Origin of the sequence: Nocardia niwae NBRC 108934 = DSM 45340 (genome assembly GCF_001613465.1) — a bacterium.
Classification (GTDB): Bacteria; Actinomycetota; Actinomycetes; order Mycobacteriales; family Mycobacteriaceae; genus Nocardia; species Nocardia niwae.
The window spans coordinates 18,954-33,183 of sequence record NZ_BDCK01000023.1; the positions used below are offsets into that span (position 1 = coordinate 18,954).

The 14,230-nt window shown below is 67.2% G+C and carries 15 protein-coding genes and 1 tRNA gene; 5 read left to right on the forward strand and 11 right to left on the reverse strand.

Translation table 11 applies throughout. The features are described 5' to 3' along the window. Positions 1-28: 28 nt before the first annotated feature. The 3 genes from NNI01S_RS15030 to NNI01S_RS15040 form a co-directional block, all read right to left on the reverse strand. The gene (locus tag NNI01S_RS15030) at positions 29-400 is read right to left on the reverse strand and encodes a hypothetical protein (RefSeq protein WP_063020725.1); all 372 of its coding nucleotides are present in this window, start codon (positions 398-400) and stop codon (positions 29-31) included. 185 nt (positions 401-585) lie between these two features. Next, positions 586-1,173 (reverse strand): PucR family transcriptional regulator, encoded by a 588-nt coding sequence (locus NNI01S_RS15035; protein WP_063020726.1) that lies wholly within the window; start codon positions 1,171-1,173, stop codon positions 586-588. 353 nt (positions 1,174-1,526) lie between these two features. After that, a complete protein-coding gene (locus NNI01S_RS15040; protein ID WP_063020727.1) occupies positions 1,527-1,970 on the reverse strand; it encodes a hypothetical protein in 444 nt (147 codons plus the stop codon). On the opposite strand from NNI01S_RS15040, the gene NNI01S_RS15045 reads away from it, so the two are divergent. Further along, positions 1,957-2,154 carry a hypothetical protein gene (locus tag NNI01S_RS15045; protein WP_063020728.1) on the forward strand — a complete coding sequence of 66 codons (198 nt, stop codon included), beginning with the start codon at positions 1,957-1,959 and terminating at the stop codon, positions 2,152-2,154. The two genes, NNI01S_RS15040 and NNI01S_RS15045, sit on opposite strands and share 14 nt — an antisense overlap. 85 nt (positions 2,155-2,239) lie before the next feature. Here NNI01S_RS15045 and NNI01S_RS15050 read toward each other — a convergent pair. From NNI01S_RS15050 to NNI01S_RS15070, 5 genes are all read right to left on the reverse strand, one after another. Next, positions 2,240-2,313: transfer RNA gene (locus NNI01S_RS15050), tRNA-Pro, on the reverse strand. Positions 2,314-2,467: 154 nt separating this feature from the next. Next, the gene (locus NNI01S_RS15055) at positions 2,468-3,271 is read right to left on the reverse strand and encodes an SDR family oxidoreductase (protein ID WP_063020729.1); all 804 of its coding nucleotides are present in this window, start codon (positions 3,269-3,271) and stop codon (positions 2,468-2,470) included. Beyond that, positions 3,268-3,888 (reverse strand): TetR/AcrR family transcriptional regulator, encoded by a 621-nt coding sequence (locus tag NNI01S_RS15060; protein WP_063020730.1) that lies wholly within the window; start codon positions 3,886-3,888, stop codon positions 3,268-3,270. The genes NNI01S_RS15055 and NNI01S_RS15060 overlap by 4 nt, the downstream gene beginning before the upstream one ends. A gap of 502 nt (positions 3,889-4,390) precedes the next feature. Next, complete coding sequence (locus NNI01S_RS15065; RefSeq protein ID WP_245676149.1) at positions 4,391-5,575, reverse strand: cytochrome P450 family protein; 1,185 nt, start codon at positions 5,573-5,575, stop codon at positions 4,391-4,393. A 617-nt stretch (positions 5,576-6,192) separates the two neighbouring features. Further along, a complete protein-coding gene (locus tag NNI01S_RS15070; RefSeq protein WP_063020732.1) occupies positions 6,193-6,924 on the reverse strand; it encodes a GNAT family N-acetyltransferase in 732 nt (243 codons plus the stop codon). A gap of 134 nt (positions 6,925-7,058) precedes the next feature. Here NNI01S_RS15070 and NNI01S_RS15075 point away from each other — a divergent pair, with 134 nt between their 5' ends. The 3 genes from NNI01S_RS15075 to NNI01S_RS15085 all read left to right on the forward strand — a co-directional run bounded on the left by NNI01S_RS15075 (position 7,059) and on the right by NNI01S_RS15085 (position 9,445). After that, entirely contained in the window at positions 7,059-7,634 is a 576-nt protein-coding gene (locus NNI01S_RS15075; protein ID WP_063020733.1) for a TetR/AcrR family transcriptional regulator, read from the forward strand. Between the two features lie 74 nt (positions 7,635-7,708). Further along, positions 7,709-8,497 (forward strand): SDR family oxidoreductase, encoded by a 789-nt coding sequence (locus tag NNI01S_RS15080; RefSeq protein WP_063020734.1) that lies wholly within the window; start codon positions 7,709-7,711, stop codon positions 8,495-8,497. 108 nt (positions 8,498-8,605) lie between these two features. Then, complete coding sequence (locus tag NNI01S_RS15085; RefSeq protein WP_063020735.1) at positions 8,606-9,445, forward strand: MBL fold metallo-hydrolase; 840 nt, start codon at positions 8,606-8,608, stop codon at positions 9,443-9,445. A 36-nt stretch (positions 9,446-9,481) separates the two neighbouring features. On the opposite strand, the gene NNI01S_RS15090 is transcribed toward NNI01S_RS15085, so the two are convergent. Further along, positions 9,482-10,513: an amidohydrolase family protein gene (locus NNI01S_RS15090; RefSeq protein WP_063020736.1), complete on the reverse strand. Its 1,032-nt coding sequence runs from the start codon at positions 10,511-10,513 to the stop codon at positions 9,482-9,484. A 359-nt stretch (positions 10,514-10,872) separates the two neighbouring features. Further along, positions 10,873-11,043 (reverse strand): hypothetical protein, encoded by a 171-nt coding sequence (locus NNI01S_RS34520; RefSeq protein ID WP_157114804.1) that lies wholly within the window; start codon positions 11,041-11,043, stop codon positions 10,873-10,875. 709 nt (positions 11,044-11,752) lie between these two features. Between NNI01S_RS34520 and NNI01S_RS15095 the strand changes: the two genes are divergently transcribed. Next, on the forward strand, positions 11,753-12,664 hold the full coding sequence (locus NNI01S_RS15095) for a class I SAM-dependent methyltransferase (protein ID WP_063020737.1): 912 nt from the start codon (positions 11,753-11,755) through the stop codon (positions 12,662-12,664). Positions 12,665-12,709: 45 nt separating this feature from the next. Here NNI01S_RS15095 and NNI01S_RS15100 read toward each other — a convergent pair whose 3' ends face one another. Further along, entirely contained in the window at positions 12,710-13,960 is a 1,251-nt protein-coding gene (locus NNI01S_RS15100) for an alkane 1-monooxygenase (RefSeq protein WP_157114805.1), read from the reverse strand. Positions 13,961-14,230 lie beyond the last annotated feature (270 nt).

Genomic DNA, 14,230 nt, shown 5'->3' on the forward strand with positions numbered 1-14,230 from the left:
CCAGCCCGACCGATGCCCGAATCCGCGATCAACCGACACCAGAATTCACGACCAAAACCACTACGAATTCAGATCGCACGGGCACCGCCTCGTTTGCATGTGTACCGATGCCGCTGATCGCGGCGGGGAGGTCGCCGCGACCGAAGACGGTGTCGAACCAGATGCGCAGGTAAGTGCGGTGCAGCTCGATCGAACGGGCCGGGTCGATCACGCCGATCGCCTTCTGCTGGCTCCCACCGGACAGCAGTCCGGTCTCGGCGAGGCTGGCCAGTATCAGCTGCTGGTCACAGCAGGACATGCGCTGGGTTCCCCGCACCCGCGGTGGGACCTTCAGCCCGGTGTTGTTCTGCCAGTACGGCTCCCAGCCCGGCGCGCCGAACCACGGTGAGAACTCGCGCACCAGTGGGAGCCGAAGCCGAGCTGGCGGGTACTACCCCAACGCCACCTGCGAGTTGTTCATTGCGGGCAGCCGACAAATGCACGCCCTGACTCCTGCGCTCGGCTGTCTGCGCCGATGACAGTTGTCGGCCGAATGTCGCCGTCTCGATCCCGCCCGGCACAGTAGCGCGGGTGGTCGACCCGTTGCTACAGGTGGCGTTGCGCTTCGTAGGCGATGAGGCCGGCGGCTAGAATACGCGAGTCGGCCGGATCTGTGGGGTCGTAGCCCGTCAGCTGGGCGATGCGGCGGAGCCGATAGCTCAGGCTGTTGGGATGTAGACACAGGTCGCGCGCGGCCTGCTTGCGGTCATATCCGCGGCGCAGGCTCGCGTGCAGGGCGTCGATAAGGTGCGTGAATCCGGTCAGCGGCTCGATGGTGGCCAGGATGAGTTCCCGGGCCGGGCCGGGCCGGGTTATCTGGTATTCGACCATGAGGTCGGCCAGTGTGTAAATTCCCGCAGGTCTGCCGAGCTGCCTGGCCAGCTCGGCCAATTCGTGGCTCTGACGCACGGCGGCAGGAATCGCGTCTCGTGTCAGGTCGTGCATCTCGACGAGGGTCGGCATCGTGCCCAGATGCCTGTGTAATTGCTCAGCCAATGCCTGGTATCGCGCGGCGTGCCCAGTCACGGGCGCTGCAGGATCCCAGCCACACTCGGCCTGATACCAGCGAGCGATCGCGATGCCCATGGAGAGCAGCGCTCGGCTCACCAACTGCGGCTCCACATCGAGGAACACCCCTCGTCCACCTCACGCCGACCCAACCGTCGCCGAGCGCCGACACCGCCAGCGCGTCGACCAGCCCACGCACACCGCCGGTCACCGGCACCGCCGAACCACCCTCCGGCACGTTGACATGGACGTCGGTGACGGAAGGCGGTGAGGTCGACGCGTCGCCGCGACAGCGACTGGGGACGGGCGAGCGGCTAGGGCTGGTCGGCGGGCACCGCGTAGGTCTGAAACAACTCCGCGCCGTCGCCAGCGGAACAAGATCATGTGGTGCGCGCATATCGCGATAGTTCCGCGCCAGCGTCCTCGCTGCTCGGTGTCGCGAGGCAGGAAACATGGCTCAAAGTCGACGCGATGCCTGCCTATCGATAGGAGCGGGCAGGTTCCAACCCAGCAGACACGAGCACATGGACTCGAAGAGACCACGACTTGTCGTCGAGATCAACGACCCCAAGACGATCAAGATCGAGAACTCGGCCGGGAATCTCCAGGTCTGGCAAGCCACCGCGGGTGAACTGGACCGGCACCTCAAACGGCTCATCGCGTTGGGTTTGCGGCGCAAGGCCGAGCAGCACAAGACCATCCTGCGCGCCCCGAAGTCCGACAACGGGTGGCGGCGCATCCTGCTGCCCGCTCACACCGTCGAGGCGGTCCGGGAGACGATCAAGGACCTGGAAGTCGGCGACCGTCCCAACCCGATGAGGCTGCTGTTTCCCGCCGTAATGGGTCGCTGCGCAACCCAACAACTTCGGCCGCGCCTGGCGCGCGGCGCGTGGGGAGAACGTCGCGTGGGTGACCCCGCGCACCTTCCGCAAAGGTGCGGCCACCGCGGTCGACCACGCCTACGGCGACCCCGAACGCGCCGCCCGCCAACTGGGGAACACCCGCGCGGTGGCCAAGGCGCACTACATCGATGTGTCGGAAACCGTGCCGGACAATCGAGACGTGCTCGAGCGCTGGGCACGAGGCTCCACAAGCCTGAAAACGTGAGATTTCTGTGAGAACCGCTCGAATCCGGCCCTGCCGCATGAACGAGAAAACCCCTTCCGACGCTGGTCGGAAGGGGTTTTCACTGTCGGGCTGACAGGATTTGAACCTGCGACCACTTGACCCCCAGTCAAGTGCGCTACCAAACTGCGCCACAGCCCGTTGCGTCCGCTGTGCGGGCGCTCGAAGAGATTACCGCACGAGGGTGTAGCGGTGCTAATCGCCTAGTCAGAGTGGGTGGTGGAGCCTGGAGGGGCGGGCGGTGGCTCGGGCTCGCCGGTGCGGGCGGGGCCATGGCGCGGGGGCTGGAGGCCGCTCAGCGATAGTCGTCCACGTGGTCTACCGCCCACTGGGCGAAGGTGCGGGCGGGGGTGCCGGTGATCGACTCGGACGTAGGGCCGACGGGGCTCGGTTCCGTTCCGGCCTTCGCCCACAGGTCGAGGACCGGGCGGAAGTAGACGTCGGCGGCTTCCTCGTAGCTCAGTTCGATCAGGTCGATTCGCTCGCCGAGGGCGGCGGCGATGGCGGCGACCTGCTGGCGGTGCGACAGGGATTCCGGACCGGTCAGCGGGTAGATCTTGCCCGCGTGGGAGGGGTCGTCGAGCGCTGCGATAGCCGCGGCGGCGATGTCGGCCTCGTGGATCGGGGTCAGCTGCAGGTCTGGGAAGGGGACGCGGACGACACGGTCGGCCTTGATGGTGGAGAACCAGAAGCGGGCGTTGGCCGCGAAGGCGCCGGGCCGCAGGACGGTCACCGGCAGGCCGGATGCGCGCAGCGGGTTCTCGACCGCGAGATGTCTTGCGCCGATGGGGTTGTGGTTGTTCTCGGCCGCGATGGAGGACAGCAGCACGATGTGGGCGACTCCGGCGGCCTTCGCGGCGTCGACGAAGTTGTCGATGCCCTCGGCGGCGGCGTAGCAGAAGATTTTGTCGACACCCGTGAGGACGGTGGTGACCGATCCGGGGTCGGTCAGGTCGAGCCCGACGAGGTCGACGCCGTCCGGCACGGTGGTTTCGGACGGTCGGGAGCTGGCCGCCCGTACCGGCTTTCCGGCTTCGCGCAGCGAATCGACGACGGCGCGGCCGACGATACCGCGCACGCCGGTGACGAGGTAGGTCATGGGGTTTCTCCTTCGGAACGGGAATCGGTGAGATGGGTGAGAATGCGGCGCAACTGGGCGTCGTAGCGCTGCTCGAATTCGGCGGACTGGGCATCCACGCCGAACAGTTCGCGCACCTGCACCGGCAGCAGCAGGGGAGCGATGACCATCCCCATCACCGCGAGCTGGAAGGCGGCGGGGTCGAGGTCGGCGGCGATCTCGCCGCGCTCTTGCCTGCGCTTGGTTACGGCGAGATCGCTCCGCGAGTTCGGATGCTCGCCGGGCGGCGCGGCATCCGACAGTCCGCGCCACATGAGCAGGCGGATGCCGCGCGGGTCGCGCAACCCGTCGCGCAGATAGTTCGTGACCACCTCCGCCAGCGGCAGCGCCGGATCGCTGAAGGCGGCCTCGCGCTCCAGCCAGCTCTGCTGGAGCGCTCGGTAAAGGCCTTCCTTGCCACCGAAGTAGTAGGTGATCAGCTGCTTGTTGACGCCGGCTCGCTCGGCGATGTCGCCGACTCGGGCGCCGGCGTAGCCCTTTGCGGCGAACTCGTCCAAGGCCGCCTCGAGCAGGCAGCGTTTGGTCCGTTCGGGGTCGCGGACGCGGTGGGCGGGATCCGGAGTGCGATGAGTCGGCACTCGACCAGAGTAGGACTCTATTTTACAAATGGCTAATTGTTTTAGACAATCAGGTGATTCGTGACGTAGGAGCGGCGGGGAGACATCCGGACCGTGCTCGGCACAAGGGGTTTCGGGTCCCTGAGGGTTGCTCCGGAGGGTTGGGACGGGCAACCCGAGGCAAAGCGGGCAAGCTGTGCCGATCAGGATCGGGAGCGCGGCCACGGGGACGGACGCGCGCCCGATGCCGTGGCGACAGCGCATGACGACGTGCGCTCCGGCCACCGGCTCTCGCGCGGAGACGCCGGAGCGGGTCGGCAGCGCGATCAGCCGGTCGGGGACATCGCGGCAATCGGGAGGAAGGCGAACCGCAGGTCCGCGCCGCGTGCCTCCGACGCGGCCATCCCGTCCTGCCGCCAGCGGCGCGATTCGGCCATGGTGCTCCCGTTATCGTGGGGCGGCCACTGGATTCGGTGCAAGTCCCTCGCTTGCCGTGTCGGTTGATCCGGCACCCCCACGAGTCTCAAGGCAGAGCGAGGGGTGGCGACTCCGGAAAGGTCACCGGGACGGTGGCCGGTGCCCGATGGAAGGAGTTCGGCAGCCACTTCACTTCCGCGGCGGGGAGCGCGAGCCGGATCTCCGGTAGGGCATCCAGCAACTGGTCGAGCGCTTCCTGGACGATGACCATGGCGACCGACTGGGCCGGACAGGTATGCGGACCCGCGCCCCAAGCCAGGTGGGAGCGATTGCCGTGGCGGTCGCCGGCTACCGTCGTGGGATCGTTGTTGCAGGCCGCCAATCCGACCAGCACCGGTTGATGTTGTGGAAGCCACACGTTCCCGACGATCTGCGGCTGATTCGGGTATCGCACACACGAATTCGCCGTCGGGGGATCGGTGAACAGCACCTCGTCGAGGGCGTCGCGGGTGGACAATGCTCCGCCGAGCAGCTCGCCGCCGAATCGGTCATCGGTCAGCAGCAACAGCACGGTGAGCGCGATGAGATTCCAGGTCGGCTCGGCTCCCGTGGTGTACAGCAGGGCCATCTGATGGACGAGTTCGGTTTCGCTGAGCCGCGCCGGATGCTGGACCAGCCAAGACGCCACGTCTCCGGCAGGCGCTGCTCGTTTGGCCGAGATCACCGCGAGCATAGCCGTGTTGAGCGTTCGCCGGTCTTCGTCCACCGAGGCGGGGTCGACGGCGTCGCGCAGGTTCATCATCGCCGTGTACGCGTCTTCACAGATGCCCGGTGGGAATCCGAGTACTTCCTCGAGCACCCGGACGGTGAGCGGAATCGCGTACTCGTTGAGCAGATCCGCCGAACCGGCCGCACAGAAACCGTTGATCAGCGACACGGCAGTGCGTTCCACCGTGTCGCGCAGCCCGTGCAGATCGATCCGGTCGAGACTGCCGGTGACCGCGTTCCGGTAGCGGGCGTGCTCGTCTTCCGCTGCGCGCGAGGCGTCCGGCCGCCATCGCATCGCCCACGGCACCGGGCACTCCGGCGACACATTCTGTTCCCATTCGCTCGGATCGGCCGAGAAACGCGCCGGGTCGGTGAGAACGTCCAAGGCCGTGCGGTAATCGATGATCAAGGTTGCCGACACATCCGGTGCTACTTCGACCGGGACGAGCGGGCCGTGATCACTCCGCATCCGCCGGTACGCGGCGTGGGGGTCGGCGGCGAATTCGTCCGAATACAGTTTCACGCGTGCGCACCGAAGGGATCGAAGGGCAGCGAAAGACAAGGGGGGATAGTCAAAACGGACTCCTGGAGGAGAAATGCGAGATCGACGGCAGACTCCGCACGGCTTCTCTGGCGTAGGCGAATCCGGCCCTGCGTGGAAAGCCGTTCGGCTACCGAAGGAATGCGTGTGTGAGAAGCCGCGGACACGCGGCGGGGGAGAATAGTCGCAGGCCTGCTGGGCGGGGGGTGTATCCCGACCATGTGTGTGCCCGGTGCCACCTCGACACGTCTGAACTCCCCTGCTTACGTCGCCGGCAATTGGCGCCGCGGCCGGACCCGTCCGTCATACCGACCGGTCCACCAAAAGCGTTCCACCGCAGCATAATTCGACTTACGTCACGGGAGCGTACCCCGGTCTGTCCCGGTTCGCAGCGCGAACTGTCCGAGACGGCAAACGCCGGTGGACCGGCGCAGAGTGCTCCAGAGCCGGTCGGTCGTCGGTCGACTGATCGTCCGTCGAATATGCGCTGGATCCAGCGCGGCCGCATCGGATTCGGCAACTACTCGCTGTGTGGAGTGTTCGTCCCGGGCGGTCGCAAAGGAGTGATCGAACTCTCAATGGCAACCAGCCGGCATGCGTCAGCGCAGGGCGCTGCCGGGCGAGGACGGTGCCTGTACGACCGTCAATTTCGAGCGTTTGCGCAGCGTGAATCCCAGCGTCTCGTACAAACCGATCGCTGTCGTATTGCGGGCCAGCACATGCAGGAACGGTGTCTCGCCGCGCGCGCGGATGCCAGCGCCGACCGCGCGGACCAGGCGGGTGGCGAAGCCGCGGCCACGGAACTCCGCGTCGGTGCAGACGGCGCTGATCTCGGTCCAGCCCGGCGGGTGCAGGCGCTCCCCGGCCATCGCGACCAGTCTGCCGTCGACCCGCAGGCCCAGATAGGCGCCCATCTCGATGGTCCGCGGCGCGTACGGGCCCGGTTCGGTGCGGGCGATCAGTTCCAGGATCTCCGGTATATCGGCTGCGGTGAGAACGTCCAGTTCCGGGTCATGGGCGACGCGCAGCGCGGTGCCGTCCATTTGCACCGAGTCCATCTCGTGCAGCACAGTCCACTCGTCCGGTGGCATGTGGCCGTAGCCGCGCAACGCGGTGCTGCCGCCCGGTCCGAGCAATGTGGCCAGGTCGGCCCAGTCCTGCGCGTCCAGCACCGGCGGGTGGCCCACGAACCTGGCGACCTGCGGGTCGTAGCGGCCGACCCGTCCCACCCAGCCGGCGAACCGGCGGTGCTCGCCACGCAGCGACGACCGGACCGGGTCGTCGAGCGGGTGCAGTGCGGTATCGACGCCGATGGTCGACTCAGTGGTCACCGCGCACTCCTCCGTAACAACGTCCTCCCGGGGAACGTTAGCGAGGCGCACGACCAACGGGCAGCATTGTGCTCGACACGATTCCGATTCCGCTTTTCTTGACCTCTAGGTTGATAACGATTACGGTTCCGGTCATGGGCAGGCCGCGCAACTTCGACGCCGACACGGTGGTGGAGCGGGCCATGGAGGCGTTCTGGACCCATGGGTACGCCAATACCTCTCCCGCGCAGTTGGCCGAGGCCACCGGGATCGGGAAAGGCAGCCTGTATCACGCTTTCGGCAGCAAGCGCGCGTTGTTCGACCGCGCTCTGGACCGCTACGACCGCCTGGGGGTCGAGCTGGCCGACGACATCCTGACCCGCCCGGGCTCCACTCGCGATTGCGTGGCCGCCTTCCTGCGTGGCATGGTCGAGGCCGATCTCGCGCAGCCGGTTCGGCGCGGCTGCCTGGCGGTGAACACCGCCATGGAATTGGCGGGGCACGACGCGGAGATCACCCGGGCGGTGCGCACCATGCAGGACCACGTGATCGCGGCGTTGGAAGCCCGCATCGACCAGGGGCGGCGCGACGGTGACGTACGGGCGGGCACCGACCCGCGGGAGGCGGCCGAATTCCTGATGAACACCATCGTCGGCCTGCGCGTGATGGCGAAGACCTACGACGCGCCCACGTTGCATCGCATCATCGACACCGCTCTGGCCGGCCTCTGAATTCCGATGTCCCGCCACCGTCGCGCTTGCTGCCCGAATTTTTGACCTGTAGTTCAAGAAAGAGAGGATCAACCATGGATCTCGAACTGTCCGGCAAGACCGCCGTCGTCACCGGCGCCGGTCGCGGCATCGGCCTGGCCGTCGCCGAAGCATTGACCGCCGAGGGCGTCCGGGTGGTGGGCGCCGCGCGCACCATCACACCCGAACTCGAAAAGGCGAGTGTCGCAGCCGTTCCCGTCGATCTCGCCACATCGGCGGGGGCGTCCCGGCTGATCGGCGCGGCGCTCGGCGAATTGGGCGGCATCGACATCCTGATCAACAACGTCGGCGCCGTGAACGCGGCCAGCCTCGATCTCGGTGGCTTCCTCGATGTCGAGGACGAGCAGTGGCGAGAGCTGTTCGATCTGAACTTGTTCAGCGCGATCTGGGTCACCCGCGCGGCCCTGCCCAGCCTGCTCGAGCGGCGCGGCTCGATCGTCACCATTTCGTCGATCAACAAGCATCTCCCGGCCGCGGGGCCGGTCGGTTACAGCGAGGCCAAGGCCGCGCTGACCGCGCTCACCAAGCGGCTCAGCGAGGAATACGGTCCGCACGGGGTGCGGTTCAACACCGTCTCTCCCGGTGTGGTCGGCACGCCGCTGTGGCGTGGACCACACGGCGTCGGCGCCAAGTTTGCTGCAGTGCAGGGGATTTCGCAGGAAGAACTGCTCGCGGCGGTGCCAGGGCAGTTCGGTATCGCCTCCGGCCGGATCAGCGAACCGGAGGAGGTCGCAGCCCTTGTCGCCTTCCTCGCGTCGCCGAAGGCCGCCAATATCGTCGGTGCGGACTACGTCATCGACGGCGGCACTGTGAAGATCGCCTGACATCGGTCGAGGCGGGGGCGGCAGGACCCGAGCGTGATCGGCGTCTGTCGCCTCTGGGGGGCGCGTGGGTAGGGTGGCTGACCAGGCGGCGCGGATAGGAGCGGACTGGTGCGTGTCCATCATCTGGATGCCGGGGGAACTCGTCCTTTCGGCGGCCGTTTGTTCGACGGCCGACCGGGGTTCCTGCGCAGGGCCGCAGGCGCGTGTCACTGCTTGCTGATCGAACACTCGGCCGGATTGGTCCTGATCGACACGGGCTACGGCGAACAGGCGCTGACCCGGCCGGATGCCTGGGTCGGGCGGCAACTCATCCGGCAATCGCACCCGGTCCTCGACCGGCCGATCGCCCAGCAGGTCGAGGCGCTGGGCTTCGCCCGCGGGGACGTCCGGGACATCATCGTGACGCACCTCGATCTCGATCACGCGGGCGGCCTCGCGGATTTTCCCTCGGCCACCGTGCACGTCCACCGAGCGGAGCTGGAAGCCGTCGAAGGCCCCTACGGTCGCCGCGAGGAATTCCGCTATCGCCGAATACAATTCGAGCACGAGCCCAAGTGGACGGTCTACGACGACTCCGACAGCGGTGCCGAGCGCTGGTTCGGCTTCCAGGCGGTGCGCGAACTGCGTGGCCTGCCACCGGGGATACTCCTCGTTCCGCTGACCGGGCATACCCGCGGTCATGCCGGTGTCGCCGTCGACACGGGAAACGGCTGGCTGTTGCACGCCGGTGACGCCTACACCTACCACGGTCAAATGCGCGCCGAGCCGTCTATGCCGTTGGGCCCGCGGATTTTCCAGTGGTACGTGGATACTCGGCGGCAGTCCCGGATCGAGAATCAGCGGCGACTGCGGGAACTCGTCCGCGACCACGGCGACACGGTGACCGTGTTCTCCGCGCATTGCGCGACCGAGTTCGAGCGACTGAGCGCCGGACGCCGGAACGCCTGATCCACGCCGAGAAGCGGACGATCCGGCGCACCGGGCTCAGCGGCGGGCGACTGCCCGGGCCACGCCGCGGAACAACCTGCGCCGCAGTTTCGCCCGTGCCCTGCTGAGCAGCGGTGGTTCCGGGGCGGGTGCGAGGTCACCGAACTTCGAGAAGAGGGCAATGGCGTTGTCGCGCTCAATGTTTCGCCGTGTGGCGTCGTCGCATCCGGGAAAGGTATCGAGTCCGGCATTGAAATAGTGGACCGCGGGGTCGGGGGCGAACGGCCAGTCGCTGCCGTAGAGCACGTGCCCAGGGTCGGCGAACGCGAGCAGGCTCGGCAACGCCGCGGCGCCGGCCGACAACGCGGTGTCGAAATAGAACCCGGCGAAGTCGTCGAGGATGTCCAACGGGCTGCGCCCGGTGTCGTTGACGATGGCAAGCGCCATGCGGTGCGCGGCATACGGGACGAACCCACCGGCGTGACTCAGGATGAAACGGATGTTGGGATACCGGCGCCGGATGCCGTTGCGCACGAGCAGGAAGGCGGCCCGGGTGGTGTCGAGCAGGAAATCCGCCGCGAACGGAGGAACGCCCGGCACGGCGGGCGCGGGCAGGTCGGCCGGATGGACGAACGCGACGGCCGCTCTCCGGTCCAGAACGCGGAAGAGGTCGTCCTGCCCTTCCTCGCCCAGATAGGTCCCCGCCGCGTTGCCCAGCAGCACGACGCCGTCGGCGTCCAGCTGGTCGAGGGCTCGCTCGGCCTCGGCGGCGGCCGCGGCGACGTCGGGCATCGCGAGGGTGGCGAAGAACCCGAATCGGCCGGGTCCGGCGTGCGCCAGTTCGGCGGTGTAGTCGTTGAGCGAGCGGGCGAGTCCGGCCGCCTCTGCCGGATCGGCCAGGAAGGTGGTGCCGGGAGTCGACACCGACAGCACCGCCGAAGCGATCCCGGCCCGCGTCATCAACGCACGTGCCCCGTCGGCGCTCCACTCGGGCAGCGCACGTCCGCCGGGGGCGGTGACGCCGTGCGCCCGCAGCGCCTCGGCGTAGTCCGGGGGAATCAGGTGCTGATGTACGTCGATGCGGTTCATTGGGCCGTCCTTTCTCCGGACGCGCCGGGTTCGAAGAGGGCGGAACCCCACTCTGGCGCACCCGGGACGTAACGCAATCAAATCTGATGGTGTCATCATTATTATCGTTTGGAGGTTTTTAGCATAACTGATGATTACATCAGATCGGTGACCCGGGGGAATGGTGGTGGCAATCGACAACGCCGCCGAGACGGGGCGGATGGTCCGGTCGGCGCGCGGGACATCTTCTACAGCGAGGCCGATACGCGGGATGCCGTGGTGCTCTTGCACGAAGGCGGGCCAGGGGTCGGCGACATGTCGAACTACTCCCGCGATGTCGCAGGAATCGGCGGTCCCGCGCGGTCTCGACGCCGCCTTCGTCACCGTGTTTGCACCGGGCTGACGCCCGCGGGGCAAGCCGGGGCGACGGACGTGACGACGCCATCGATGTCGAAGACCACACCGGCACGCTGGCCCGATGGTTCGCCCGGGCGGAAGTGCGCTCCGGCGGCGTGCTCCTCGATCGACGAATTCCGGCTCTGGTTGGGCACTTTCGCTCATGCCGCAGGGCTGCCGCTCGATCAGTGATCGCCGACGCCGGGGCCACCCGGCAGGCGAGACGCGATGACCACCGGCGTGACGGGTAACCGGTCGCGCCGAACGCTTCACGACTGCGGCTGCGGAGGAAGCGCACTGCCGGGTCGCCTCTGGTGTCCGGTTGCCGAGCACCTGCCGAGAGGTCCTGCCCGCGAGCCGTGACAACGTCGTCACGGCGGCGTGCCGCACTCCGCGCCGAGTGGTGACCAACCCGTCCGAGGCCGGGCGGCAGGTGCTGCGAATCGAGGTATGAAGCAAATGTAGCTATCTGCTGGCGTATTGACCCGAGTAGTGCGCTACCTGATCAGGGCTCTAGTCGGTGCGCGTGAGGGCAGGTGATTGCGCAGGTGGGGAGCCTATGTCTTCTGCTCGAAAGGCGTGACGGGGGCCGAGTTCTTCCGGCGGTCAGGCGGCATGTCGCCGCCGCCGGTTTGCTGAGATGTCCGGTTACGAGAACAGGTTCTCGTATGTCGAGGTAGCGTGAAGGGGTGCCGGTCGAGGGCCGGGCACGGCGGTGACGCTGTCGCCGACGTGGGCGTCCTCGTCGGCAGCGTGTGTGGTCGGTGCTTCTGCGGACATCGTGGTCGCGTCCGGCTGGGAGCCGCCGTGACCCGGCGGCTCCCGCTGAACAGCAGTGCTGGTTTGCGAGAAAGTTCCGCCATCATGAGTGTTCAAGCTCCCTTCTACCGCGAGGTTCTCTCCCGGGAAGAGCTGCCGGACGAGTTCTTCGGACTGTTCCTCGACCCCACCCGGACCTACAGTTGCGCCCTGTGGACCCGCCCCGACGACACCCTGGAAAAAGCCCAGGTGGCGAAGATCGACCTCGCCTTGGCCAAATGCGATCTGCAGCCGGGGATGACTTTGCTGGACGTGGGTTGCGGCTGGGGGGCGACCATGCTGCGCGCCATGGACACCTACGGGGTGAACACGATCGGGTTGACTCGCAGCCGTAATCAGTACCGGTACGTGCGGGACATGCTCGTCGACCGGCTGATCCGTGGCCGCCCCTACGGTGGCGTGCGCGTGCAGGGCTGGGAAGATTTCGACCGCCGCGCCGACCGGATCGTGTGCATCGGAGCGCTGGAACACCTGCCGGTGGACCGCTACGGGGAGTTCTTCGATTTCGCCTACCGGATCATGCCCGCGGACGGGGTGCTGCTGCTGCAGACCGTGGTCAGCCACAGCCGTGACCATCTGCGGGCACACGGAGGCCGGATCACCAGCGACGACTTCGCCTTCTTGCGATTTTTGCGCGAGACCATCTTCCCCGGCGGCCAGCTCCCGCTACCGACCGGCCACCATCCCAAAGGAATCATCGAATACGCCGAGGACGCCGGATTCACCGTCGCCGACGTCCAGGCGCTGGGTCCGCATTACACCACCACGCTGGACCGCTGGGCCGACGCCCTGCGCGAACACCGGGATCAGGCGGTCCAGCTCGCCGGACCGGGCACTTACGACGCTTACCTGCGGTATCTGACCGGGTCCGCCGAGTACTTCCGCCGCGGGCACACCGACGTCATGCAGTTCACCTGCCTCAAACCCGATGCGCGGCACCGATCCGCGCTGGTTTGAGTCCGTGGCCCGGAAGCTCGTGGAGGGCGGCCGCGCGTAGCCGCGTCACCGATTCGCGCCGGTCGGGAACCAGTCCTCGTCGGCGTCGGTGGACGGGCTGTTGCTCTGGGCGCGAGGGTTCGTCTCCGTCGGCGCCTCCGCACGCGAACGGCGGATCGGCAGGACGAGCTTGCGTCTGCGCGGCTTGGTGTTGACCAGCGTGAGGTCGCCGTTGTAGTGGGCCAGGACGCGGTGGTCCATGACCGCGCGCCACAGCGGCGGGATCGCGGCGAGCACGACCATAGTGGCGTAGCCCGCGGGCAGTTGGGGCGCCACTTCGCAGCTGCGCAGGGTCTGATAGCGGCGGCCGGGGTTGGCGTGGTGGTCGCTGTGGCGCTGCAGGTGGAACAGGAAGATGTTCGTGACCAAGCGGTCGCTGTTCCAGCTGTCGCGCGGCGAGCAGCGGGTGTAGCGGCCGTCCGGGCGCCGGGTGCGCAGCAGTCCGTAGTGCTCCACGTAGTTCACGGTTTCCAGCAGACCCGCGCCGATGAGTGCCTGAATGGCGAGGTAAGGCGTGATGACGGGGCCGAAAACCACGATCAAGCCGGTGAACAGCGCCGCGCTCATCGCCCAGGCTTGCAGCAGATGGTTGGCGGGGCTGAGCCAGCGTTTGCCGTTGCGCGCCAGCCGCTGGCGTTCCAGGGCGAGGGCGGAGCGGAATCCGCCGGTCATCGTGCGCGGCAGGAACTGCCACAGCGACTCGCCGTAGCGGGCGCTGGCGGGGTCCTCGGGTGTGGCCACGCGAACGTGATGGCCGCGGTTGTGCTCGACGAAGAAGTGCCCGTACCCGGACTGCGCGAGCGCGATCTTGGCCAGCCACCGTTCGAGACGTTCGGAGCGGTGACCGAGTTCGTGCGCGGCGTTGATGCCGATCCCCGAGACGAAGCCGAGGGTGACGGCCAAACCGAGCTTGTCGGCCAGACTCAGCTCATGGCTGGCCCACAAGTAGCCGGCGATGAGCAGACCGATGAATTGCAGCGGCAGGAAGAGGAAGGTGCACCACCGGTAGTACCGGTCGTTGGACAACGCCTCGTAGTCTTCATCGCGAGGGTTGCTGCCATCGTCGCCGATGACCCAGTCCAGTAGTGGGATGATCACCAGAACGATGATGGGGCCGATCCACCAGAACACCTCCAGCCCGGTGTGCACCACCAGCTGAGAGGGGAGAAGGGCGCACCCCGGGGCGATCAAACCCAGAACCCACAGATAACGCTTCGGGTCGCGTGCTCGCGTGTGCTCGAAGATCGTCATAGTCATCTCGCCGATCCGTGAGGACGACACTCAACCGACAGTTCCGATTGCGGACAACGCTTACACCATGAGCAAGACTTCAGAATAGCTAGAAGTTTGCTGAATGGTGGCGAACTGTCGAACCCGCCGTCTGAGCGGGCGGTGCGCGTCTGCGAGCCGGGCGTCGAAGATCGGTCGGAGGGGGTCTTCTCGGGAAAGCTCCGGTACGGGTGGCGTGTCCAGCCGGGCCTCGTTCGGCCGTCTCCGGCATCCGCGATCGCCTCGGCCATGGAGATC

What these genes read in the sequence shown, in the direction of transcription:
- NNI01S_RS15055 (WP_063020729.1), bottom strand. Translation starts at nt 3,271, where the DNA reads ATGACCTACCTCGTCACCGGCGTGCGCGGTATCGTCGGCCGCGCCGTC.
- NNI01S_RS15075 (WP_063020733.1), top strand. Translation starts at nt 7,059, where the DNA reads ATGGGCAGGCCGCGCAACTTCGACGCCGACACGGTGGTGGAGCGGGCC.
- NNI01S_RS15080 (WP_063020734.1), top strand. Translation starts at nt 7,709, where the DNA reads ATGGATCTCGAACTGTCCGGCAAGACCGCCGTCGTCACCGGCGCCGGT.
- NNI01S_RS15090 (WP_063020736.1), bottom strand. Translation starts at nt 10,513, where the DNA reads ATGAACCGCATCGACGTACATCAGCACCTGATTCCCCCGGACTACGCC.
- NNI01S_RS15095 (WP_063020737.1), top strand. Translation starts at nt 11,753, where the DNA reads ATGAGTGTTCAAGCTCCCTTCTACCGCGAGGTTCTCTCCCGGGAAGAG.
- NNI01S_RS15100 (WP_157114805.1), bottom strand. Translation starts at nt 13,960, where the DNA reads ATGACTATGACGATCTTCGAGCACACGCGAGCACGCGACCCGAAGCGT.